The sequence below is a fragment of the Bacillus mycoides genome, from assembly GCF_001757995.1.
Lineage (GTDB): Bacteria > Bacillota > Bacilli > Bacillales > Bacillaceae_G > Bacillus_A > Bacillus_A mycoides_B.
Genome location: NZ_LXLV01000073.1, coordinates 79,432 through 103,574, shown reverse-complemented (window position 1 = coordinate 103,574; position 24,143 = coordinate 79,432). Strand labels below are relative to the sequence as shown.

General features: G+C 36.9%; 24 protein-coding genes. 17 read left to right on the top strand and 7 right to left on the bottom strand.

Annotation, left to right across the window (positions count from 1 at the left end; genetic code table 11):
* Positions 1–80: 80 nt before the first annotated feature.
* Together pta and BWGOE10_RS26885 are read left to right on the top strand one after the other, a co-directional pair.
* Entirely contained in the window at positions 81–1,052 is a 972-nt protein-coding gene (gene pta / locus BWGOE10_RS26890; RefSeq protein ID WP_002113123.1) for a phosphate acetyltransferase, read from the top strand.
* 142 nt (positions 1,053–1,194) lie between these two features.
* A complete protein-coding gene (locus BWGOE10_RS26885) occupies positions 1,195–1,611 on the top strand; it encodes a hypothetical protein (protein WP_070145777.1) in 417 nt (138 codons plus the stop codon).
* A 40-nt stretch (positions 1,612–1,651) separates the two neighbouring features.
* On the opposite strand, the gene BWGOE10_RS26880 is transcribed toward BWGOE10_RS26885, so the two are convergent.
* Both BWGOE10_RS26880 and BWGOE10_RS26875 read right to left on the bottom strand, forming a co-directional pair.
* Positions 1,652–2,497: a biotin/lipoate A/B protein ligase family protein gene (locus BWGOE10_RS26880; protein ID WP_070145635.1), complete on the bottom strand. Its 846-nt coding sequence runs from the start codon at positions 2,495–2,497 to the stop codon at positions 1,652–1,654.
* A gap of 281 nt (positions 2,498–2,778) precedes the next feature.
* A complete protein-coding gene (locus BWGOE10_RS26875; RefSeq protein ID WP_070145633.1) occupies positions 2,779–3,471 on the bottom strand; it encodes an RsfA family transcriptional regulator in 693 nt (230 codons plus the stop codon).
* A gap of 289 nt (positions 3,472–3,760) precedes the next feature.
* On the opposite strand from BWGOE10_RS26875, the gene BWGOE10_RS26870 reads away from it, so the two are divergent.
* The 6 genes from BWGOE10_RS26870 to BWGOE10_RS26845 all read left to right on the top strand — a co-directional run bounded on the left by BWGOE10_RS26870 (position 3,761) and on the right by BWGOE10_RS26845 (position 9,709).
* Complete coding sequence (locus BWGOE10_RS26870; protein ID WP_000526076.1) at positions 3,761–3,985, top strand: DUF1450 domain-containing protein; 225 nt, start codon at positions 3,761–3,763, stop codon at positions 3,983–3,985.
* 236 nt (positions 3,986–4,221) lie between these two features.
* A complete protein-coding gene (locus tag BWGOE10_RS26865; protein WP_002113119.1) occupies positions 4,222–5,277 on the top strand; it encodes a FecCD family ABC transporter permease in 1,056 nt (351 codons plus the stop codon).
* Entirely contained in the window at positions 5,274–6,290 is a 1,017-nt protein-coding gene (locus BWGOE10_RS26860) for a FecCD family ABC transporter permease (protein WP_002123700.1), read from the top strand. Before BWGOE10_RS26865 ends, BWGOE10_RS26860 begins: the two co-directional genes overlap by 4 nt.
* 15 nt (positions 6,291–6,305) lie before the next feature.
* On the top strand, positions 6,306–7,118 hold the full coding sequence (locus BWGOE10_RS26855) for an ABC transporter ATP-binding protein (protein WP_000212073.1): 813 nt from the start codon (positions 6,306–6,308) through the stop codon (positions 7,116–7,118).
* A gap of 202 nt (positions 7,119–7,320) precedes the next feature.
* Positions 7,321–8,259, top strand: coding sequence for an ABC transporter substrate-binding protein (locus tag BWGOE10_RS26850; RefSeq protein WP_070145632.1), 939 nt, complete (start codon positions 7,321–7,323; stop codon positions 8,257–8,259).
* 145 nt (positions 8,260–8,404) lie between these two features.
* Positions 8,405–9,709, top strand: a complete 1,305-nt coding sequence (locus BWGOE10_RS26845) for an HD domain-containing protein (protein ID WP_070145630.1) — start codon at positions 8,405–8,407, stop codon at positions 9,707–9,709.
* Between the two features lie 39 nt (positions 9,710–9,748).
* Here BWGOE10_RS26845 and BWGOE10_RS26840 read toward each other — a convergent pair whose 3' ends face one another.
* Positions 9,749–9,934, bottom strand: coding sequence for a 2-hydroxymuconate tautomerase (locus BWGOE10_RS26840; protein ID WP_001147171.1), 186 nt, complete (start codon positions 9,932–9,934; stop codon positions 9,749–9,751).
* 112 nt (positions 9,935–10,046) lie between these two features.
* On the opposite strand from BWGOE10_RS26840, the gene BWGOE10_RS26835 reads away from it, so the two are divergent.
* Together BWGOE10_RS26835 and BWGOE10_RS26830 are read left to right on the top strand one after the other, a co-directional pair.
* The gene (locus BWGOE10_RS26835) at positions 10,047–10,721 is read left to right on the top strand and encodes a site-2 protease family protein (RefSeq protein WP_070145628.1); all 675 of its coding nucleotides are present in this window, start codon (positions 10,047–10,049) and stop codon (positions 10,719–10,721) included.
* A 25-nt stretch (positions 10,722–10,746) separates the two neighbouring features.
* Entirely contained in the window at positions 10,747–11,256 is a 510-nt protein-coding gene (locus BWGOE10_RS26830) for a YwhD family protein (RefSeq protein WP_002113108.1), read from the top strand.
* Positions 11,257–11,400: 144 nt separating this feature from the next.
* On the opposite strand, the gene BWGOE10_RS26825 is transcribed toward BWGOE10_RS26830, so the two are convergent.
* Both BWGOE10_RS26825 and BWGOE10_RS26820 read right to left on the bottom strand, forming a co-directional pair.
* Positions 11,401–13,452, bottom strand: coding sequence for a transglycosylase domain-containing protein (locus BWGOE10_RS26825; protein WP_070145626.1), 2,052 nt, complete (start codon positions 13,450–13,452; stop codon positions 11,401–11,403).
* A 101-nt stretch (positions 13,453–13,553) separates the two neighbouring features.
* Positions 13,554–14,279 (bottom strand): glycerophosphodiester phosphodiesterase, encoded by a 726-nt coding sequence (locus tag BWGOE10_RS26820; protein ID WP_070145624.1) that lies wholly within the window; start codon positions 14,277–14,279, stop codon positions 13,554–13,556.
* Positions 14,280–14,431: 152 nt separating this feature from the next.
* Between BWGOE10_RS26820 and BWGOE10_RS26815 the strand changes: the two genes are divergently transcribed.
* From BWGOE10_RS26815 to speB, 4 genes are all read left to right on the top strand, one after another.
* Entirely contained in the window at positions 14,432–14,839 is a 408-nt protein-coding gene (locus BWGOE10_RS26815) for a MerR family transcriptional regulator (protein WP_070145622.1), read from the top strand.
* A 5-nt stretch (positions 14,840–14,844) separates the two neighbouring features.
* Positions 14,845–16,008 carry an MFS transporter gene (locus tag BWGOE10_RS26810; RefSeq protein WP_070145621.1) on the top strand — a complete coding sequence of 388 codons (1,164 nt, stop codon included), beginning with the start codon at positions 14,845–14,847 and terminating at the stop codon, positions 16,006–16,008.
* A 186-nt stretch (positions 16,009–16,194) separates the two neighbouring features.
* Positions 16,195–17,022: a polyamine aminopropyltransferase gene (gene speE, locus BWGOE10_RS26805; RefSeq protein WP_000424696.1), complete on the top strand. Its 828-nt coding sequence runs from the start codon at positions 16,195–16,197 to the stop codon at positions 17,020–17,022.
* Between the two features lie 193 nt (positions 17,023–17,215).
* Positions 17,216–18,088 (top strand): agmatinase, encoded by an 873-nt coding sequence (gene speB / locus BWGOE10_RS26800; RefSeq protein WP_025147017.1) that lies wholly within the window; start codon positions 17,216–17,218, stop codon positions 18,086–18,088.
* A gap of 331 nt (positions 18,089–18,419) precedes the next feature.
* Here speB and BWGOE10_RS26795 read toward each other — a convergent pair whose 3' ends face one another.
* The gene (locus tag BWGOE10_RS26795) at positions 18,420–19,457 is read right to left on the bottom strand and encodes a PTS sugar transporter subunit IIC (protein ID WP_002034865.1); all 1,038 of its coding nucleotides are present in this window, start codon (positions 19,455–19,457) and stop codon (positions 18,420–18,422) included.
* 234 nt (positions 19,458–19,691) lie between these two features.
* Here BWGOE10_RS26795 and BWGOE10_RS26790 point away from each other — a divergent pair, with 234 nt between their 5' ends.
* The gene (locus BWGOE10_RS26790; protein ID WP_070145620.1) at positions 19,692–20,054 is read left to right on the top strand and encodes a YxeA family protein; all 363 of its coding nucleotides are present in this window, start codon (positions 19,692–19,694) and stop codon (positions 20,052–20,054) included.
* A 26-nt stretch (positions 20,055–20,080) separates the two neighbouring features.
* Here the strand turns inward: BWGOE10_RS26790 and BWGOE10_RS26785 are convergent, their stop codons facing one another.
* Entirely contained in the window at positions 20,081–21,067 is a 987-nt protein-coding gene (locus BWGOE10_RS26785; RefSeq protein ID WP_070145619.1) for a S66 peptidase family protein, read from the bottom strand.
* 201 nt (positions 21,068–21,268) lie between these two features.
* Here BWGOE10_RS26785 and BWGOE10_RS26780 point away from each other — a divergent pair, with 201 nt between their 5' ends.
* On the top strand, positions 21,269–21,706 hold the full coding sequence (locus BWGOE10_RS26780; RefSeq protein ID WP_000744340.1) for a DUF1934 domain-containing protein: 438 nt from the start codon (positions 21,269–21,271) through the stop codon (positions 21,704–21,706).
* Positions 21,706–23,376, top strand: coding sequence for an arginine--tRNA ligase (gene argS / locus BWGOE10_RS26775; protein ID WP_070145618.1), 1,671 nt, complete (start codon positions 21,706–21,708; stop codon positions 23,374–23,376). Before BWGOE10_RS26780 ends, argS begins: the two co-directional genes overlap by 1 nt.
* Positions 23,377–24,143 lie beyond the last annotated feature (767 nt).

The following is a 24,143-nucleotide window of genomic DNA, read 5'->3' as shown; positions in this document are numbered from 1 at the left end:
GGGAGCTATAAGTTTAAAATATAGCTGAAAAGAAGTATTCTTAAAGGTAGAGTTTTTAACATTTGTAGGAGGGTTTATTCGTGAGCAATTTATTTACAGCAGTAAAAGAAAAAGTGCAAGGAAAAGGCATTTCTATCGTACTTCCTGAAGGAACTGATGAAAGAATTTTAGGCGCTGCAGAGCGTTTAGCAAAAGAAGAGTTAGTAAAACCAATTTTAGTTGGTAATAAAGAAGAAATTAGCGCAAAAGCTGCTAGCATGAACTTAACATTAGCAGGCGTTGATATTTACGATCCAGCTACATACGAAGAGATGGATGCAATGGTAGCATCTTTCGTTGAACGCCGTAAAGGTAAAGCAACAGAAGAAGATGCTCGTAAAATTCTTAAAGACGAAAACTACTTCGGTACAATGCTTGTATACATGGGCAAAGCACAAGGTTTAGTAAGTGGTGCAGCTCACTCTACAGCTGATACAGTTCGTCCAGCACTTCAAATTATTAAAACAAAACCAGGCGTTACAAAAACTTCAGGCGTATTCATCATGGTACGTGAAGAAGAGAAGTATGTATTCGCTGATTGTGCAATTAACATTGCACCAAACAGCCAAGATTTAGCTGAAATTGGTATTGAAAGTGCGAAAACTGCTGAACTATTCGGTATTGACCCACGTGTTGCTATGTTAAGCTTCTCTACAAAAGGTTCTGCGAAATCTCCAGAAACAGAAAAAGTTGTAGAAGCAACTCGCATTGCAAAAGAAATGGCTCCTGAATTAGCTTTAGATGGAGAATTCCAATTCGATGCTGCATTCGTACCATCTGTAGCTGAGAAGAAAGCTCCAGGTTCTACAATTAAAGGTGATGCTAACGTATTCGTATTCCCAAGCCTAGAAGCTGGTAATATCGGCTACAAAATCGCTCAACGCTTAGGTAACTTCGAAGCAGTGGGACCAATCTTACAAGGTTTAAACATGCCTGTAAATGATCTATCTCGTGGATGTAACGAAGAAGAAGTGTACAAGTTAGCTTTAATTACAGCAGCTCAAGCACTTTAATTCTATAATGAATTAATATGAAAAAAGACCACCCTATTTCTTTTGAAATGAGGGTGGTCTTTTTTGTTTATCCTTTAAAAATTAAGTAGTTTTAAATCTTTAAGGAATATATATAATTTTAATAATAGGGGGAGGGATGAAAGTGACAGTACACCACTTTATTGCGGCAAATAAAGAACTACCAGTAGGGGATTATGGAATGATTGAAGGGGATTTTATAACGATTGTGAAACTAGAAATGTACTATGAGCCAATCAAAAAACACTTTCATAAAATGTTCGTATATGAAATGGGTGGATATTTAGGGAGACTGGGGGAAGGTGTGAAAGTATTATTTCATTATATAAACAGCAATTTAAACGATGGTGAAGAAATAGAAATCTACAGTTGTTTAGATGGGGAAGAGGAACATGAGAAAGATGATAAGCTAGACATTACAATTGATTTGAAAAACCTTCAATTCGGCAAGCACATTAAGTTAAATAAGAAAAAATATATTGAACAATTAGGAGAAACATTTTTCTTAGAAGATAAGCAATTTGTTGTGGTGAAAAAATAAAAGCATGTATATAAAAAAACCGTCGCTATAGCGACGGTTTTTATTTCTCTAAGCCAAGTGCTTTATTGTTACGATCAATAATACGTTGTAAATTTGTCTCGTATAAAGGAACTTCATCTACTGTTAGCTGAGATGGTGTTAACTTTAGAGCAAATTGCTGCAGTGTTTTTAAAAGGCGCATCATTAAATCTTGCACTGTAATTGTTTCGCCAAGTAATTCAGATAGTGAAGCCATCGTACTCGGCACAATTTCAGGATAAGTAAATCGTGTTTCTTCGCCTTGAATTGCTACGTTGTAAAAATCACGAACGAGTGCGGCACGCTCAGATCCGCTTCCTGTCGCACATAAGTAAATTTGTACAGCAACGCCTCCGCGAATACGACGCTGAGAAATACCAGCAAATTTTTGATCGCGAATGCTCAAATCATAGCTACCAGGACAATAAGAACCAACAATTTCTTTTGCCTCGATAGTAACATCGTAATCTTTTAACATTTCCTTAATTAAATGCCACATCGTATCGTATCCAAGATCGATGTCGATACCTTTTTCTGTTTCTTGGAATAAAAGTGATACGTTTAAAACACCTTCATCAAGTACGACAGCCAGTCCACCGGAATTACGAACGATAACATTGAAGTCGTTTTCTTTTAAAAAGGAAATACCTTCTTCTAAATGTGGTAGGCGTGAATCTTGAATGCCAAGAACAATTGTATTGTGATGAACCCAAGAGCGCATTGTTGCAGCGGATAGACCATTTCCAATACTTGTGCATAACGTGTCGTCCATTGCGAATGACTGAAGTGCATGGAATGTTGGTCCTAAACTAGACTGATCTACAATACGCCACTCTGGCTGAGATAAAATCGAACGGGAATTGCTCATATAACTAACCCCTTATTTATAAAATGACAACCTCTATTATAGCAAAAAATGAAGAAAGGGGTTTTCTCGGATATAAAGTGAAACTTTAATCAGTGGGGGGGTTTTTCATCCCCCACTGATTATTAGCCTTCACCAATCGGGCGTTTACGGGCAGCAGGGCTCCCACATAACTTCTTTGCTCCAGCTGAATTTTGAGGCGGGAGTTTTACTGCCCGCAAATAGCGGGATAAAGGGGGATTTTGAAGTGAAAGAATAAAAAGGATGCATTGCATGCATCCTTTTTATTCTGCAATTTTTTCTAAGTTACCGTTTCGATCCATGCGGAAAGATGTTTGTGAGCGTTCCTCATCATCCATTACTGCTAATTTACGAGCACGGTTCATAATATTCATAAGTGTTTCGTAATCCTCTTGTACAGTATGAGATTGTTGTTCTAATTTTTCTAGTTTCTTTTCTAGTTCTTCATTTCGCAAGATTTGCGCTTTAATTTCTTGTTTCAATCTCGTATTCTCGTTTTCAAGAGCTGTTATTTTTATATTTGAAGATCCAACTGTTTGTAAAAAGTAAATAACATCTTGCATTGTTATTGAGCTTTTTGGAGCAGGGACAGTCGGCTCTTGATATGGAATAGCTTCTGTATATTGAACAGCTGTTTCATACGGTACGTGTTCTTCATAATCAGTTATCGCCCCTGAAGCTGGTGGTGTATAAAGTAAACGTTTTTTTGCTTGTTCACCGCCCACAGCACGCATTTTATCTTTACGATGTTTTTTTGCTAGTTGAAGAGCTTGTTCATAGCTATAGCGAACAACAGCATTCCAGCGGAAACCACAAGCAGCAGATGTGCGATTTAGCTGATCTCCTACTTCTTCAAAAGCATTTAATTGAGTACTTCCTTCTCGAACATGGCGAAGCACCGTTTCAGCAAGTAATAAATCGTCCTCGTCTGTCCAAGCATCTTGTCTTACTTTCATAGATTCAACTCCCTTTCTTTTTATGAACTTCCTATTTTTATAATGGGCAAAAAAATGAGCTTTTATACAAAGCTTTTAAAAATATGGTAGATTTCAATGAAGAGAAGAAATGTGGCTATGAATGATGAAAGCTTTTGAAGGAGAAAATATAAAAAATAGGTAGCCTTATATAGGAATAGAGCTACGCCCGGAGACTTGCAACAAGCTTCAAAGAGCGGTAAAATACCATTTAGTGTTTATTTTTAAATGTACTTGTGAAAAGTTTAAAATAGAGGAAGTGTTATATATAATGGGAAACGAATTTCGTGTGTGCGATGATTGTCAGGCGACGAATGTTAAAACGCTGATTCCGAAGTTAAAAAAAGTAGATTCATGTGCAACGATTGAAGTTGGATGTCAGTCTTACTGTGGTCCTGGTCGTAAAAAATCATTCGCATTTGTAAATAATCGTCCAGTTGCAGCTCCAACAGAAGATGAATTAATTACAAAAATTGAAGTAAAGTTAAATAAGTAAGAAAAAGAAGAGTGAACAGATTACTCTTCTTTTTTTATGTCCATAAGATAGCGCTTTGTATGAATTCGTATTTCAAAATAATGGTTGACAGTCTTTTGACGTGGTAGGTAGAATAGAAAGTATCTGATTCTGAGAATCATTATCATGAGAGTGTCAATTCACCTAATTTTTTTATTATTATTTGAGAATAAATTTCATTTTATTAAATATATGTTGTTGGTTAGGATGGTTGAGGGATGGAAGCGAGCGCAAGGAGTATAGAACAGCAAGATGTGAATGTTAAAGAGATTAAGAGCAGACCGCTCGTTGCTTCTATTATTTTAATAGCAGGCACAATTTTGTTAGCTTTAAGCATGGCAGTTTCTATTTCGTTTGGTGCAGCAGATATTAGTTTAAAGACCGTTTGGCAAGCTGTATTTCAGTTTGATGGGTCTATCACGCATCATAACGTAATTCAAGAACTTCGCATGCCTAGAGCAATAGGGGGCGTAGTTGCAGGTGCCTTTTTAGCGGTATCAGGAGCAATTATGCAAGGTATGACACGAAATCCACTTGCATCCCCATCGTTAATGGGGATTACAGATGGTGCTGTATTCGGGATTGCAATTATGTATGCATTTTTCCCTAATTCACCTTATTTAATGTTTGTTATTGCATCTTTTATTGGAGCTGCGTTTGGAGCGAGCATTGTATATGGTATTGGGTCTTCTTCACCAGGTGGATTAACGCCTGTGAAATTAGCTTTAGCTGGTGCGGCGATTAGTGCTTTATTAGGGGCAATTTCATCTGGAATTGCATTGTATTTCAACCTTGCCCAAGAGGTAAGTATGTGGAATGCAGGCGGTGTTGCTGGAGTGAAATGGCAAAGTATTAATATGTTAGTACCGATTGGTCTTGTTTGTCTCGTTATAGCAATTATGATGTCGAGGTATATTACCATTTTAAGCTTTGGTGAAGAAATTGCGATTGGACTTGGTCAAAATACGACATTAATTAAATTTATCGGAACAGTACTTGTTCTTGTATTAACAGGTTCTGCGGTTTCTATGGCAGGATCGGTTGGATTCGTTGGACTTGTAATTCCGCATATGACTCGTTTCCTTGTAGGCTCAGACTATAGATGGGTTATTCCATGTTCTGCAGTCTTAGGTGGATTGTTAATTGAATGTGCAGATATGTTATCTCGCGTTATTAATCCACCATTTGAAACGCCAATTGGAGCAATTACAGCGCTAATTGGAGTTCCATTCTTCCTCTACTTAGCACGTAATGAAGGGAGAGGAAAAATGTGAGGACGAGCGTCTTAACAAAAAAGAATATTTCTATTTTAACGATTTTAGTAGGATTAATCGTTGCTGTATTTTTAGTAAGTTTAAATACAGGAACATTTAAAATTCCTCCAATAGATGTATTAAAGTCACTGGTTGGATTGGGTGCAGAAGATCAATCTGTTATTTTATTTGAATTTCGTATGCCGCGTATGGTTATTGCTATATTAGTTGGTTCTGCATTAGCTATGTCAGGTGCAATTTTGCAAGGGTTATCACGAAATCCACTTGCTGATCCAGGTATTATAGGTATTAACGCTGGAGCGGGATTAACAGTTGTTGTATTCGTCTACTTTTTCTTTGGAAAAGTTGGAACAGGTACATTTTTATCTGTATTTATCCTTCCATTCTTCGCGCTAGTTGGTGCGATATTAGCAGCGGTTATTATTTATTTACTAGCATGGAAAGACGGCGTTTCATCCACTCGATTAATTCTTGTTGGTATCGCTGTTGCAGCCGGATTTGGTGCTGTTAGTTTAATTTTTTCTATGAAGATGACATCGAATGACTTCCGTTTTGCAACGATTTGGTTGGCAGGAAGTTTATGGGGAACAGATTGGAAGTTCGTACTAAGTGTACTCCCATGGATGGTTATTTTCTTACCACTTGCCATTAGTAAAGCGCACATATTAAATGTAATGAATTTAGGCGACTCTACAGCAGTTGGCCTTGGTGTAAACGTAGAAAAGGAAAGACGTAAATTATTATTTATTGCAGTTTGTTTAGCGGGTGCATCTGTCGCTGTTGCGGGCGGCATTGGTTTTATCGGTTTAATGGCTCCGCATTTAGCGAGAAGCCTCGTTGGTGGTAAACATCAAATTATGTTACCAACGGCTGCATTAATAGGAACGTTCTTACTTTTATTTGCAGATGTAATTTCAAGAAGTGTGTTACCAACTTCAGAAATACCGGTCGGTCTTGTTATTTCTGTAATTGGCGCACCATATTTCATATATTTACTTATGAGGACAAAATAAAGGGAGGCTTTTTGTATGGCAACTTTAGCAGTTGATGCGGTATCTGTTGGCTATAATGAAGGGTTAATTATAGATGGATTAACAGTTGAAATTCCGGAAGGGCAAATTACAACGATTATTGGACCAAATGGTTGTGGGAAATCTACATTATTAAAAACGGCTTCTCGTATTTTGAAAGCAAAACGAGGTACTGTTTATCTTGATGGAAAAGCAATTGAGAAACAGCCAACGAAAGAAATCGCAAAGAAAATGGCGATTTTACCACAAACTGCAGAAGTGCCAACAGGCCTTACTGTGTTTGAACTTGTTTCATATGGACGTTTTCCTCATCAAAAAGGATTCGGAACATTGAAAGAAGAGGATTATCGCTACATTCATTGGGCACTTGAAGTGACGGGGATGACAGAATTCGCAAATCGTCCAGCAGAAGCTTTATCAGGTGGTCAGCGTCAACGTGTATGGATTGCGATGGCTCTTGCACAAGGAACAGATTTACTCGTGTTAGATGAACCAACAACATACTTAGATATGGCTCATCAACTTGAAGTATTAAACTTACTGAAGAAGTTAAACAAAGAAGAAGGCAGAACGATTGTTATGGTTATTCACGATTTAAATCATGCTTCTCGTTTCTCAGATCATATGATTGCATTAAAAGCTGGGAAGTTAATGAAACAAGGAACGCCAGATGAAGTTATGACAAGTGAAACGCTTCGTAACGTATTTGAGATTGAAGCTCAAATCGTTCCATGTCCAGTAAACTGTAAACCAATTTGTTTAACATACGATTTAGCGATGATTAATAATCAATTGCGTAAAAAAGCATAATTAATAGAATTTCCCCCTCTTAAAGAGGTAAGAGGGGGAGTTCTAATGGACGTTGAGCTTCTTACTTATGAATGGGAAGTTGAACGCCCGTTAGAACGGGCTATAAACAACAATTAATAAAAATATATTAATTAAATGTTGTTTTCGTTTCTTATAGTTACATGCAAATTATAAGAGAAATACAGCTAGAAGGAGTGGGAATATGAAGAATTTTAAAATGGCACTGTTAGCAATGGTACTAGTTGTTACTTCTGTACTATTTGCAGCTTGTTCTAACAAAGAAGAAGAAAAGAAAGCAGATGCGAAGACTGAAGAGCGCACTGTACAACACGCAAAAGGGGAAATTAAAATCCCTGCAAATCCAAAGAAAATTGCTGACCTTAGTGGTTCAACAGAAGAATTATTAATTTTCGGTATGAAACCGATTATTACTGCAAATACAACACAAGAAAAAATTGATGGACATATTGCGAAGAAATTAGAAGGTGTAAAACCAGTTGGTTCTGCTTGGGGAGATAAAATTAACATCGAAGCAGTAGCTGCTGCAAAACCAGACTTAATTATTGTAAACAATCGTCAAGAAAAAATTTATGATCAATTATCTAAAATTGCACCAACAGTTATGTTAAAAACTCCATTAGACCAATGGCGTCCAAAATTCGAAGAAGTAGGTCAAATCTTAGGTAAAGAAAAAGAAACAAAAGAATGGTTCAAAAAGTATGATGAAAAAGCAAGCAAATTACATGACAAAATCATCGCTAAAACTGGTGATGCAACATTCATGAAAATGGCTGCATATCCAAACGCATTCCGCGTATACGGTGACTACGGTTACGGTAGCGTAATCTTTAATGACTTAAAATTACCAGCAGTTAAAGGTACACCAACTGATAAACCGCTAGTACAAGTACAAAAAGAAGCTTTAATCGATTACAACCCAGATTACTTATTCGTATTTACAACGGGTGATGGTTCTCAGCGTCTAAAAGAATTCCAAGAAGAATCAATTTGGAAAAACATGAACGCTGTTAAAAACAACCACGTATTTACAATTAGCAATGAAGACCTAAACAAAGGATACTTCCCACTAGGTAAAGAAATGATCTTAGACGAAGTTGCTGAGTTTGTTTTAGGAAAATAATATATAAAAAGAAATCACTTTTACTTCGGTAAAAGTGATTTCTTTTTATATAAAGGCAATTAATACAGTCTTTCATTTCTTTCTGTTTCCTATATCGTTTATAATATATAGTAAGAATGCAGTAAAGAAAGGGGGATGTCGGAAGGTGGTATATTTAAACGACAAACTCAGCGAAACAAAAGTGTTTAAAGACCCAGTACATAAATATGTGCACGTGCGTGATCGTGTTATTTGGGATTTAATCGGAACGAAAGAATTTCAACGCTTGCGCCGTATTAAGCAGCTTGGAACGACATTTTTTACATTTCACGGTGCAGAGCATAGTCGCTTTACTCATTCGTTAGGTGTATATGAAATTATTCGTCGTATGATTGATGATGTGTTTGATGGCAGACCAAATTGGAATGCTGAAGATAGATTGTTATGTTTATGTGCGGCATTACTTCATGATGTCGGTCACGGCCCATTTTCTCACTCGTTTGAAAAAGTATTTTCGTTAGATCATGAGAAATTTACGCAAAAGATTATCGTTGGTGATACGGAAATTAATCGTGTGTTAAGCCGTGTGGATAAGGATTTTCCGCAAAAGGTAGCAGATGTAATTGCGAAAACATCTACTAATAAATTAGCGATTAGTATGATTTCGAGCCAAATTGATGCCGATCGTATGGATTATTTATTAAGAGATGCATATTTTACTGGTGTAAAGTATGGGAACTTTGATATGGAACGTATACTGCGTGTCATGCGCCCGTACGGTAATCAAGTTGTCATTAAAAATAGTGGTATGCATGCTGTAGAGCATTATATTATGAGCCGTTATCAAATGTATTGGCAAGTATATTTTCATCCGGTAACACGTAGTGCAGAAGTAATTTTAACGAAGATTTTACACCGAGCTAAAGCACTGCATGAGAAGTATTATGCGTTTAAAAATCATCCTGTTCATTTCTATTCTTTATTTGAAGAAGAAGTGACAGTAGAGGATTATTTAAAGTTAGACGAGAACGTAATGTATTATTACTTCCAAGTATGGCAAGACGAAGAAGATCCGATTTTAAGTGACTTATGCCGTCGTTTTATGAATCGAAATCTATTTAAATATGTAGAGTTTACAGATAAGCACGGTCTAGATAATTGGATGGAGCTAAGTAGCTTATTTAAGAAGATTGGACTAGACCCAGAGTATTATTTAGTTGTTGATTCAACATCAGATTTACCGTATGACTTTTACCGTGCAGGAGAAGAAGAAGAGCGTCTGCCAATCTTACTTCTTATGCCGAACGGGGAACTTAGAGAGCTTTCGCGTGAATCGGATATTGTTGAGGCGATTACAGGTAAGAAGCGAACGGATCAAAAGCTATTCTATCCGCATGATTTAATCTATGAAGATGGAAGAAAAGGAAAATATAAAGAGAGAATTATCGAGTTGTTAGAAGGAAAGAAATAAGAAGCAGCTAAGAGCTGCTTCTTATGAAAAAACTTGAAATTATTTGTCGCTTAAGCGTTTTCCGCCAACTGCATAATGGTTTTTAGACATTTCTTCGATGAAAACAACGATGTTTTCTTCAGGAGCACCAGTTGTTTCGCTTACTGCTGCTGTTACTTTCTCAGCAAGAGCTTTCTTTTGTTCTTCTGTGCGTCCTTCTAGCATTTTCACTGTTACGTATGGCATGTACAATCGCTCCTTTTATGTAAGTTACACTCTTATTATAGCGGATTATGAGGAAGAACAATCAGAAAAACAAATAATTTCTTTTTTTGACATATGGAAGAGGAGATGAATTATGGATCAGTTATTTAGATACCCGTTGCAACAAATTCCATTGGTAGCAATGGCGATTATTATTGCGCTATCTGTGCATGAATTTGCACATGCGTATGTTGCATATAAATTTGGAGACGATACAGCGAAAAAGCAAGGACGTTTAACGTTATCACCGATGGCTCATTTAGATCCTATCGGTATGATTGCTGTACTAATTCTTGGATTCGGTTGGGCAAGACCAGTACCTGTTAATCCGTATAACTTTAAAAGACCGCGTCTGGCGGGAATATTAGTTTCTATTGCGGGACCGATAAGTAATTTAATTTTAAGTGCAATTGGTTTAATAATTTGGTATAGCTTAATAACGTTTGGTGTGTTAGATGCGATTCCACCTGCAGTAGCAGATACGCTGGGTCAATTCTTCCAGATTTTTATTATGCTTAATATTGTTTTACTTGTATTTAACTTATTACCAATCCCGCCACTTGATGGTTATCGCGTTGTGGAAGATTTAGCACCAGCAAATATTCGTGCGAAAATGACACAGTATGAAAAGTATGGAGCAATTGCGTTATTAATTCTTGTTATTACACCGCTTAGCAATTACACAATTCAACCTATTTTCAATGTTGTTATTCCATATGTATTAGTGTTTTTACAAAGTATCATTGCGCCTATTTTCGGGCTCCTATAATTATTAAGCGAGGAGGAATTTACATATGACAGAGAAAAAGAAAAAAATCGGTTTTAATATCGTGAAGAATGACTCAACAGATGGACATGGTGGTTTTGGTGTTGGGGCATTAAGCCTAGAAAATATTTCTCCTGTATTTGTTGATGTATTAGAGAAAACTGCGTTCGTTGATATCGGTGCGATGCATGCGCGTAGTACAGTAGAAAAAGGTATTAAATTTTTAACAAATAAAGATGAAGTTCCAAACGGAAAACCATTTTGGCTTGTTTGGGTAACGATTGAAAGAACACCAAACGGTGCATATTACGCAGGTGTAACTGCTTGTGAAATGACAGTTGATCGTGAAATTCGCCGCGGATATAAATCACTTCCAGAGCATGTAAACAAAATGGATAAATCACTAAAGCGTCACATCATGATCGATCATATGGATGAATCATCTAAAAAAGTACTTGGTACATTCTTAAAAGAGCATAATGAAGCAATTTGGAACGAATCTAGTGAAGAATTGCGCCGTGCATTATTAGGTGAATAAAAGAAAAGGATGTCTCATTAGTCGATTTTTGACTAGTGAGACATCCTTTTTATTTTGTGAATAGGAATATGGGATATGAAAATATATCAACGATTCAACAAGGAATATCGATTTACCGAAAAAGAATGACAATAACCTTCTTTCTTACCACGGGAGATATTTCTTCCACCAACCCGTCTTTTTCTTCTCTTCACTAACCTTTTCAAACTCTTCTTTATCATCAACGTGATCCATACAATATTCAGTTGGCTCTGTACCTTTTGCGAAATACATTTTCACAGAAATGGGACAATTTTTTGTAGCAATCTTACCGTTTTCAGGGTTAACGTCGACAGCAACAACGTCTGTTGGTTGTTTGAAATCTTTTTTAGGCTGTCCATCTAATCCTTTTTCCATTGTATCGGTCCATATTTTTTTCGCGTATCCTTGTTCTGCTACGTTTGAAATGGATTTAGGTTGATCGTATCCAATCCAAACCCCTGTTACAAGTTGCGGGGTAAATCCAATCATCCAACTATCAGTTTCTGTAGAACCAGATTTCCCGGCATATGTTCTTGATAGTTTTGATAACATCGATTGACCGGTCACAGCGGCATAACTGCTTAGTTTTTTATTAAACATACCTGTCATCATTTCTTCCATCACAAAGGCTTTGCTTTTATCTAGAACTTGTTTACTTTCTAAATGAGCGTCGTATAGCATATTTCCTTCATGATCAACGATGCGCCTTATAAAGATTGGTTTTACTTCTTTCCCGCCGTTTGCAAACATGCTATAAGCATTGACCATTTCAATTGGTTTTACAGGAGATGTGCCAAGAGCAAGAGACGGAACATCTTTTAATGCGCTATTAATACCGAATTGTTTCGCTGTTTTTGTAAGAATGTCTTCGCCTAAAAATAGGTTCGTCTTCACAGCATATACGTTATCAGAAACGGCGAGTGCTTGTGCCATGGTCACAAAATCGTCTGCATAATAGTTTTTATAGTTTTTCGGTTTATATTTGGAAACACCGTCACCTAAAGTGAATACAGTGTATTCGCTTTTTAAGCGCGTAGCAGGGGTAAATCCTCTTTCTAAGGCTGCATAATATAGGAACGGCTTAAAGGTAGAGCCGGGCTGACGAGCGGCTTGCGTAGCTCTGTTAAATTGACTCGTATTATAATCAGTTCCACCAACAAGGGCAGCCACTTCACCCGTTTTTGGATTCATAGAGACGAGGGCAGTTTGGATGTTTGTTGTTTCAGGTATATGATTTTTTACAGCTTGCTCTGCTACAGATTGTAATTTAGGGTCTAGCGTTGTATAAATACGTAAGCCACCTCGCTGTAAGGCTTGCTCATCTAATCCGATGTCACGAAGAAGAGAAGCTTGTACGGCATCTTGGAAATAAGGTGCAATTTCTGTGACTTTTTTCGTATCCAATGAGGCAAAAGTAAGTGTTTCCTTTTTTGCCGAGGTAGCTTGTTGTTTTGTAATATAACCTTGTTCTACCATTTCATCTAGTATGAGAGATTGACGCCCTTTAGCGCGCTCTTCTTTTAAAAAGGGAGAGTAGAAGCTAGGTCCTTTCGGAATGCCTGCGAGCATACTAGCTTCTGCTAATGTTAATTCTTTTGCAGTTTTATCGAAATACAGGCGGGAAGCAGCTTCGATTCCGTAAGCACCATGCCCGTAATAAATTGTATTTAAATACCCTTCTAAAATATGATTTTTATTATAGTTCACTTCAAGACGAACGGTATACATTGCTTCTAATAGTTTACGCTTCCACGTTTTATCATGGTCTAAGTATAGGTTACGAGCATACTGTTGTGTAATAGTACTAGCACCTTGTACTTTTGCCATTGCTTTTAAATCGGCAACAATGGCACCAGCAATGCGCTTCATATCAAAGCCGTGATGTTTGTAAAATCGTTGATCTTCAATAGATAGTGTCGCCCCTTTTACATAAGGAGAAATTTCATCAAGAGATACATTATAGCGTTTTTGCATTTCATTATTTTGTCCTATAACAGTGTCATCATTAGCGTAAAAGACACTCGTTTGCGGAACCGCAATAGGGGGAGGTCCCATAATTTTTGCAGCTATAATGATAATAAAAAAGGAAAAAACGAAAAAAAGAACACAAGAAAACATTACGGTGAAGAAAAGACGTTTATATTTTTTAAGTTTTGGATTCATAGTTTGATCCATCTTTTTCAGCCCCTCATTAATACAAGCATTATTGTATTAGTATTGAGGGTTTTCGTTTATTTTAAACAATGAAATTTCCAAAATAAAAAGAGCCCCTTCATTTAAGAAAGGAGCTCAAAAGCACGCGCTGGCCAATCAGTAATAATAACATCTACGCCATAATCAATCATAGTTTGTAAATCTTTATATTCATTAATGGTGTAAGGGCGAAAAACGTATCCCTGCCCCTGTGCTAATTGGACAAACTCTTTCGTTAATAATTGAAAGTTTGGATGTAATCCAGTTGCCCCACGTTTTTTTGCTTCAGCAATAGGATCTGCAAGTGGTGTATCGTACAAAATCGCTCTTGGAATTTCTGGAGCAATTTCTGCTAATAATGAAACGGAATCGTGGTTAAATGATGAAAATGCAATTTGATTGGATAGATGATATTCACGAACAAGAGCAACAACTTTTTCTTCAATATTTGGATAATGAAGAACATCTGTTTTTAATTCAATGTTCAGTTGTAAACTTGTTGTAGAGAGCCAAATAAATACTTCTCGTAACGTTGGAATTTTCGCCTCCTGGAAAGAAGGATCTTTATGGCTACCAGCATCTAAAACTTGTAATTCCTCTACAGTCTTCTCAGAAACGAGTCCCACGCCATTTGTTGTACGGTCCACTGTTTCGTCATGAATAACAACTAGTTCACCATCTTTTGATAGATGAACATCGAGTTCAATTCCGTGAGCACCAATGCGTTCAGCCTCTTGGAAGGCAATCATCGTATTTTCTGGGTGTGTTCCTTTTACCCCGCGATGAGCGAAAATAAGTGGTTTATTCATGTGAAAATCTCCTTATCATCTCTTTTTCTTCATTATGAAACTGCCTTGGGAAAAATACAATTGAATAGGACAAACATTTACAAAAGTCTAACAGTTGCATAAAAGTTAACGTTAACGTAAAATGTAATAATCAAGTGAAGGGAGGAATAAACATGTATAAAATTGATGAAGTAACAAAGCAAGTTGGTTTAACAAAGCGTACACTTCGTTATTATGAGGAAATTGGTTTAATTCATCCCCCAGAACGCAGTGAGGGGAATATTCGTCTGTATACAGATGAGGATATTGCAAGAATTAAAAAGATTGTGGAAGCGAAAGAAGTGCTAGGAATTACGCTTCAAGAAATGCAACATTTCTTATCGTTAAAAGAAAGAATGGAACAAAGAAGAAATAGTGAAAATCCTCGTGACCGTGAAGTTATTCATGAGATTAAAGAGATGCTTGAAAAACAAGTGCAAACGTTAGACGAGAAGATGGAGCAAATGCAGCGCGTGAAGGCGGAGTTAGAAGATAGTTTAAGCCGAGCAGTTACATTTTTAGAGAATACAAAAGGAGAGTAATCAAAATGGAGAGCAAACAAAAATTAGGGAGATTGATTACAGTGGTGGCTACCTTCCTTGCCTTTTCAGGTATAGGGGTAGTCGACCCAATTTTACCAAGTATTGCTGAACAAATTGGTGCATCGCATTGGCAAGTCGAGATGTTATTTACAGCATATATTTTAACGATGGCAATTATGATGTTACCAGCTGGAATATTTGCATCAAGATTTGGTGACAAACGAATGATGACGATTGGTCTTGCGATTGTGACTGTATTTGCATTTATATGTGGTATATCGCAAACGATTGCTCAATTATCTCTTTTCCGTGCAGGCTGGGGATTAGGAAATGCGATGTTCTTCGCAACGGCGATGACATTATTAATTGCATTAAGTAAAGAAGTTCATGAAGCAGTAGGATTATATGAAGCAGCTATCGGTTTAGGGATGGCAGGTGGCCCATTATTAGGTGGTATATTAGGTGGACATTCTTGGCGTTATCCATTTTTCGCAACGAGTATTTTAATTTTCTTAGCATTTATTTTAGTATTCTTTTTTGTAAAAGAACCAGAGCGAAGAGTGAAGCGTAAAGCAGCAGGCGTAGGTGAATTACTTAACCTGGTGAAGTATAAACCGTTTATGCAAGGTGCCATTTCAGGGATGTTATACTACTACGGATTTTTCGTTGTGTTAGCATATTCACCACTGATTATGCATTTATCTGCTATTCAATTAGGATTTGTATTTTGTGGATGGGGATTAGCATTAGCTTACGGATCAGCAATTTTAGCGCATAAGCTAGAAGGTAAATATGAACCAAAAACATTGTTGAAAGGTAGTTTACTCGTATTTGCGATTTTCTTAATTGCACTATTCTTCGTTAAAATCATGTGGTTACAAATCGTGTTAATCGTTCTATCAGGATTAGCATCAGGATTAAATAACGCGTTATTTACAAGTTATGTAATGGATATTTCACCTTATGAAAGATCTGTTACATCAGGTGTTTATAACTTCGTTCGTTGGTTAGGAGGCGCGATTGCTCCAATTTTATCAGGAGTCATCGGTCATACAGTTTCACCACAAAGTCCGTTTTTAGTCGGTGGAATTGTTGTGTTAGTTGGTTGCGTAATAATCTTAATTCCGATTCGTAAACCGGTAGAAATAGAGACAAAAACCCTTTCTTAAGAAAGGGTTTTCTTTCCTATTACAGAGCAAACCCTTTTCGCATATATGTTAGAACCCTCTGACTAAAATATATTTTCGGTATTTTTGTACTTTTAACTATACTTTTTGTATGTTTTGTTTTATTTTTGTTAGGGGACATTAATGATGTCCCTATTATAAATTTGCATTGAAAGGCGTGATTGTACGATGGAACTATGGTTCACTGAAAAACAAACAAAGCATTTTGGAATTACGGCGCGTATTAACCGCACATTACATACGGAGCAAACAGAATTCCAAAAACTTGATATGGTTGAAACGGAAGAGTTCGGAAACATGCTTATTTTAGACGGCATGGTTATGACGACAGAAAAGGACGAGTTCGTTTATCATGAAATGGTAGCGCACGTACCTTTATTTACACATCCAAACCCTGAAAACGTATTAGTTGTTGGCGGTGGTGATGGTGGCGTTATTCGTGAAGTGTTAAAACACCCAAGCGTGAAGAAAGCAACTCTTGTTGAAATTGATGGAAAAGTAATTGAGTACTCTAAGCAGTACTTACCATCAATTGCAGGTGCATTAGATAATGAGCGTGTAGAAGTGAAAGTAGGAGACGGTTTCCTACACATCGCAGAAAGCGAAAACGAATATGACGTAATTATGGTAGATTCTACTGAGCCAGTAGGCCCAGCAGTAAACTTATTTACAAAAGGCTTCTACGCTGGAATTTCAAAAGCGTTAAAAGAAGATGGTATTTTCGTTGCCCAAACGGACAACCCTTGGTTTACACCAGAACTAATTACAACTGTGTTTAAAGACGTAAAAGAGATTTTCCCAATTACTCGTCTATACACAGCAAATATTCCGACGTATCCAAGTGGACTTTGGACGTTCACAATCGGATCGAAAAAACATGATCCATTAGAAGTAAGCGAAGAGCGTTTCCATGAAATCGAAACAAAATATTACACAAAAGAATTACACAATGCAGCATTTGCATTACCGAAATTTGTTGGCGATTTAATTAAGTAAGAAAATCGAGTTTGAACAAATAAAGTGTAAGTAGTTCATTTAAGGTGTTTGTCCAGAAGACTTGAACATGCTAGCTACTTACACTTCTGTAAAGAAGACCCCGGTAAATCGAGAAAGAGGAGCTGTATGCTCCAAATTTGAGAAATAGTGAAAGGTTGGGATACCTTAAGTTCCACATGAGGAGGAAAAGAATATGCGTTTTGATGAAGCTTATTCAGGTAAAGTATTTATTAAAAGTCATCCAAGTTTTGAAGAGTCAGAGGCAGTTATTTACGGGATGCCAATGGATTGGACAGTAAGTTACCGTCCAGGATCTCGTTTTGGCCCTGCACGTATTCGTGAAGTATCGATTGGACTAGAAGAATACAGTCCATATCTAGATCGTGAACTAGAAGAAGTAAAGTATTTTGATGCGGGTGATATTCCATTACCATTTGGGAATCCACAGCGCAGCATAGACATGATTGAAGAATATGTAGCAAAACTATTAGATGCCGGTAAGTTTCCACTAGGTCTCGGCGGAGAGCACTTAGTGTCTTGGCCAATTTTTAAGGCAATGGCAAAAAAATATCCGGATTTAGCAATCATCCATATGGATGCTCATACTGACTTACGTGAGTCATATGAGGGAGAGCCTTTATCCCACTCTACACCAATTCGTAAAGTGTGCGATTTAATTGGTCCGGAAAACGTATATTCTTTCGGTATTCGTTCTGGAATGAAGGAAGAATTCGAATGGGCAAAAGAAGTAGGCATGAACTTATATAAATTTGACGTATTAGAACCGTTAAAAGAAGTATTACCGAAACTTGCAGGACGCCCAGTCTATGTCACAATTGACATTGACGTATTAGACCCAGCTCACGCTCCTGGAACAGGAACATTAGAAGCTGGAGGTATCACATCTAAAGAACTATTAGAGTCCATCGTAGCAATTGCAAATTCAAATATAAAAGTAGTCGGAGCAGACTTAGTAGAAGTAGCTCCAGTCTACGATCATAGTGATCAAACACCAATCGCAGCAAGCAAATTCGTGCGGGAAATGCTGCTCGGTTGGGTTAAATAAAAGCGTAGGCAGCTCGCTCAGAATCGCAGGTCATTGGAACGCTCGACCGAGAAGCGCTTTTGGCTTCGAACGAGAGTGTGAAATGGCCTGCGATTCTAGCCGTTGTAGCTAGATAAAGTAAAAGCCTCCTAGACGACTAGGAGGCTTTTACTTTTGTCGTTATGTGTCGGTAAGTCGATATCCTTTGTCGAAACGTCGATATAATGAAAGTTATGTTTGATATATTTTAATTTGCATCGATATATGCGGAGTTGCGTTCGATATAAGTTCACTTGCCGTCAAGCGACATCAAAAAAGAGCTATTCTCAAACGATGAGAATAACTCTTTTTCTTATGCAACTTTCTCTTCCGAAGTAATGCCGCGAATTTCATCAGCAGAACGGATTGGATATTTGCGGAACACAATGGAACCGACGTATCCAACAATAGTGGTAACGATTCCACATAATACGGCAGCAATCGTTACTTTTATTACATCATTAAATCCGAACAATACGAGAAGTCCTGGAATTGGTGATGCTGTCCCTGGTGCATTATTAACGAGCTGGAATAGCGACGTAATAATACCGGCAAGCGCACCGCCAACAAAGTTCGTCATATAGATAGGAATTGGGTTTGCTGAGACAACATCGGCTTGTGTTAACGGCTCGATTGCCACAGCGATTGTATCTTTCTTTGAACAAATTTTTAGTCGTTTAAAGAAAATAAAGTTCATTGGGGCAGAAGCTGCTACGGCAAGACTACCAATTGCCATTGGTAAACCTGTTAATCCAAGCATTGCAGTTAGTGCCATAGAACTTAATGGAGATGTAGAAATAACTGTGATTAATCCACCAAGCATAATACCCATAATGATAGGACTTTCTGTAGTTGCAACTGAAATCATAGAACCGATTTTACCGAGAGTGGCGTTAACGAGCGGATCCATAAGCATGGCCATTCCACGTGAAATTGGTGCGGCAATAAATAAAATTGCTAAAAATTCTACACCAGCTGGTAATTTCTTTTCGAGAAATTTCACGACGAAGGCACAAACGTATCCAGCGAAAAATCCTGGTAAAATACCAAACCCACTAGTAGCTATACCGATTAAAACAGCGTATACGGGTGAAACACCGATTGCTAATGCTACTAAAATCGCCGCTGCGACACCGCTCATACTACCAGAAGCTTCTCCTACTGATTGTAAAAAGTCATTATGAAACATTTCTCCACCGATATAACGGTGAAATGCCTCAATAAGAAAACTCGCGATTGCTGCATTAGCTAAAGCACCCATTGCTTTCATTCCGTAAGGAGCACGGTAACTAAAAAGTGTAAATAGACAGAGTACAACAAGTAATAGTGCTAAACCTTGCAAGATAGCCATTTGAAAACTGTCTCCTTTGATTTTTGTAATAAAAATTCGTATCATTCAATAATAATATAAAAGTTTGTTAAACGGAAAAACTTTTTGCCCGGAAATTGCTGTAAGGTGAAAAAGTCTTACAATAATGTAAGGGAAGTGTAAGACATTTCGATAGAGTATAGTATGCATTTTTTCGTATAATACAGGTATGGACATACGGTTAGTGAGAAAGAAGTAGAAACAGGAGGCGCATTTATGAAATTGGTAATAAAAGTTTTAGCTGTGTTCGCCATTATTTTAGGGGGAACGGCATATTATTTAAACACAAAAACAGAAGGTGTACACGCTTTTGTAGACAACTTCTTTTCAAATAAAGAAATACAAGATTATTATGCAGTTATAGATAAAGGTGAGAAAAAAGACGATGAATATTTGTATACATTTAAAGGGTATACAGAAGACGGAAAGCTACAAGTTATTAAAAGAATGGTGAATCGTGAACTGCACACGGGTGATTTTATAAAAATTTATGCAAAAGGTATGCAAGGAAAAGGGTGGGCTGAAGTCCCGAAAGAGTCAATTCCACAAAAGGCATTGCAAAAAATAGAAAAAGTATAAAAGGAGCGAATCGTTCGCTCCTTTTTTTAGTGCGTTAAAATGGTGATAGATTTATTTTCTTTGCTAGAAGTGATTTTTGCTCTTCCGCCAATTGGAAAAGTGAAAATAGGAGTTGTATGTCCAAAACTAGCATTTGCAATGATAGGTATATGTTTAAGTTCTACCTTTGAAGCAATCATTTCTTGAATGTCTGCTATCGTACATTCTGCTCCTTTTTGCATTCTTCCTATGACAATGCCTTTTACATGTTCAAAGTCAGGTTGCTGCATAAGAGAATGTAAATATCGATCAAAAGTTTTAAGGGTAGCTTTTTCTGTTAAACTATCCTCTTCAAGAAATAAAATTTTGTCCTGTAAGATAGGCATATATGGTGTACCTTGTAGTAAATTAAATGTGCTCATATTACCACCAATAATATCTCCTGTAGCTTCTCCTTCTTGAATTGAAACATATCCTTCATTTTTAATAAATTCTCGATTTCCCTGATCAATATACCAAGAATCATCGCTCCATGTTTCAGCCGGCAATATTTCAATAGGCTCATTAGAAGTTAAGCTTTTTAAAAAGTAATCGGTCGTATAATCGAGGCCTTTCTCCATCCCAAATGAAGAGAAGTGAGGACCTGAATATGTAACTAAGCCTGTTTTAGCATAAATCGCGTTAGTTAAAGCGGTAATATCAGAATAACCGCAGAAAATTTTCGGATTTTCATGAATTAAATTATAATCGAGGTATTTTAATAAACCGTTAGAGTTGTATCCTCCAAGCGTCGTCAAAATTGCTTTTACATTAGGGTCTCTAAATGCTTCATGAAGATCTTGAACTCGTGAAGAAATAGAGGATGAAGAAAAGCGATCTATTTCTTCAGCATTTTTTGAGAATGTAACTTGAAAACCCATATCGTTCAATCTTTCTGTAGCAAGCTCTCGGTTCGCATTTGAGACAATACTTAAACTACAAGATGGTGAAATAACTCTTATTTCATCACCTTTTTTTAATTTTGTTGGTAGCACCAAATTCACCCCTTTAAATGAAAGAATATTTAGATTTAAAAAAATTTTAACATATGAAATAAAGTGAAGGTGAATTATTTTTTGAAAAGGAGTTTTCCTGATTTTTCAGCAGACAGACAGAGTCTTTTTTTGATATGATAGGAAAAGTGATTTATTATAAGTAGTATTTAATATCTATAACATTTGAAAGGTGTGCAAGACGTGAAGAAACAACTTGCAGGCTTGCCGGTACACGTTCATTTCGTAACAGAAATCCGTGAAGGGGCGAGGAAGGAAACCGTTGCTTTTGAAGCAAATGGTCAATACTATGTAAAAGGTCAAGGTACATATATAACATTCCAAGAGCCGAACGAACAAGGCGAAGTGAAAACAATTATTAAAATTCAAGATGAACAAGTTCTCATTATGCGTTCAGGTGCTATTTCTATGCGTCAGACGCATGTGAAAGGTGAATGGACAACTGGTACGTATACGAGTGAACTTGGTACGTTTGCATTGCAAACGAAAACTGATAACGTTCTTTTTAAATGGTCGGATGAAAAGAAAAAAGGACAACTCTTCTTAACGTACGCATTGCTTCTAAGTGAACAAGAAGCTGGCAGATATACAATTACAATTAATTTGAAGGAGGCAAAATAATGAATTCTTTAGAACAAGTAAAAGGATTGATTAAAGAAGAAATTCAAGCCGCTGTATTAAAGGCTGAATTAGCAACAGAAGAACAGATTCCAAACGTTGTATTAGAATCTCCAAAAGACAAAACAAATGGTGACTTCTCTACAAATATGGCAATGCAACTTGCACGCGTTGCGAAAAAAGCACCTCGTATGATTGCAGAAGAATTAGTTGCAAACTTCGATAAAGCAAAAGCTTCTATTGAAAAAATTGAAATCGCTGGTCCTGGTTTCATTAACTTCTACATGGATAATAGCTACTTAACAGACTTAATCCCAACAATCGTCAACGCTGGTGAAGCATACGGTGAAACGAAAACTGGTAAAGGTGAAAAAGTACAAATTGAGTTCGTATCTGCGAATCCAACAGGCGACCTTCACTTAGGACATGCACGTGGTGCGGCAGTAGGTGACACTTTATGTAACGTATTAGCAAAAGCAGGATATGATGTATCTCGTGAGTACTACATTAATGATGCTGGTAACCAAATTCATAACTTAGCTCTTTCTGTTGAAGCTCGTTACATGCAAGCTTTAGGTTTAGAGAAAGAAATGCCAGAAGACGGTTACCATGGTGCGGATATCATTGGAATCGGTAAACGTTTAGCTGAAGAATTTGGTGATCGTTATGCAAAAGCTGATGCAGAAGAAAGCTATGAATTCTATCGTTCATACGGTTTGAAATATGAGTTAGCAAAACTTCAAAAAGACTTAGGAAGCTTCCGTGTTAACTTCGATGTGTGGTTCTCAGAAACATCATTATACAAAAACGGAAAAATTGATCAAGCTCTTGCTGTATTAAAAGAGCGTGACGAAATCTTTGAAGAAGGCGGAGCAACTTGGTTCCGTTCAATGACTTACGGTGACGACAAAAACCGTGTATTAATTAAAAATGACGGTTCTTATACATACTTAACGCCAGATATCGCTTACCACCGTGATAAATTAGAGCGTGGTTTCGATAAGCTAATCAACATTTGGGGTGCTGACCACCACGGTTACATTCCTCGTATGAAAGCTGCTATTCAAGCGCTAGGTTACGATAAAGAAACACTTGAAGTAGAAATTATCCAAATGGTACAGCTGTACCAAAATGGTGAAAAAATGAAAATGAGTAAGCGTACAGGTAAAGCAGTTACACTTCGTGAGCTTATGGAAGAAGTAGGCGTGGACGCAATGCGATACTTCTTCGCAATGCGTAGCGGTGATTCTCATTTAGACTTCGATATGGACTTAGCTGTATCAAAATCTAATGAAAACCCAGTATACTATGCACAATATGCACATGCTCGTGTATGCAGTATTCTTCGTCAAGGTGAAGAGTTAGGATTAGCTACAGGCGGAGATGTAAATTACAAACTTGTTACTTCTGAAAAAGAAGTAGAGTTACTGAAAAAACTTGGTGAATTCCCAGCTGTAGTTGCGGATGCAGCGCAAAAACGTCTGCCACACCGCATTACAAGCTATGCATTTGAATTAGCAGCAGCGTTACACAGTTTCTACAATGCAGAAAAAGTATTAAACCAAGATAACTTAGAATTAAGTAAAGCTCGTTACGAATTAATGAAAGCAGTACGCACTACACTTCAAAATGCATTAGCAATCGTAGGAGTATCTGCACCAGAAAAAATGTAATAGACAAAAGAAAAGATGCTTATTTTTGTTTAGAAGTGATATACAAGTTGATATAAAAACATCTAATCAGTCTATAGACTGATTAGATGTCAAAGAAAGAAGACTGACGAAAAGCCGTATGGCTTGATAATAGGAAGTTGAAACAGAAAAAGAGATGGCAAAGCTATCTCTTTTTCTGCGCCAATTTTCTAATCTAAATATATGTGACAAATATATGTTATGGTGATGAAGTGAAAATAGTAAAATACCAATTAACTATTGATTTTTAGGAGCGATTCTAGAATAATAGACTGCTGGGGGTAACTTTATCAAAAATCCATATATGTATTATTAGTTGTTGGAATGTTACTAGGAAATGGTGTGATTGTTGTAAAAAACATTGTTACAGCTATGCCAAATACTAAAATAACAATTCATCTAACCAATTAGTAATTAATCTTGAAAACTTCCAACTTAGTCAAGAAACTAGGGATGGTATGTTTAAAATAGTACATATAGTACAATTAAAGTTTTCATGATTTGATAAAAAAAATGAAAGGATATAAATCTCTCGGTTTTGATATTATCATCATATATAAGCTCATTTTAATTCTTCGACATAGCCATGGAACCCATTAGGCAAAGTGTTTTTTCTCGACACTCATTTATATACTCCAAAAATAAAAAGGCTGAATTTCGTATTTCTATACGATTTACATGAAATCAGTTGACAATCATACTCTTTTTTAGTTACCCCAAAATTCGGCCCATTGTATTTAAATTTGGAG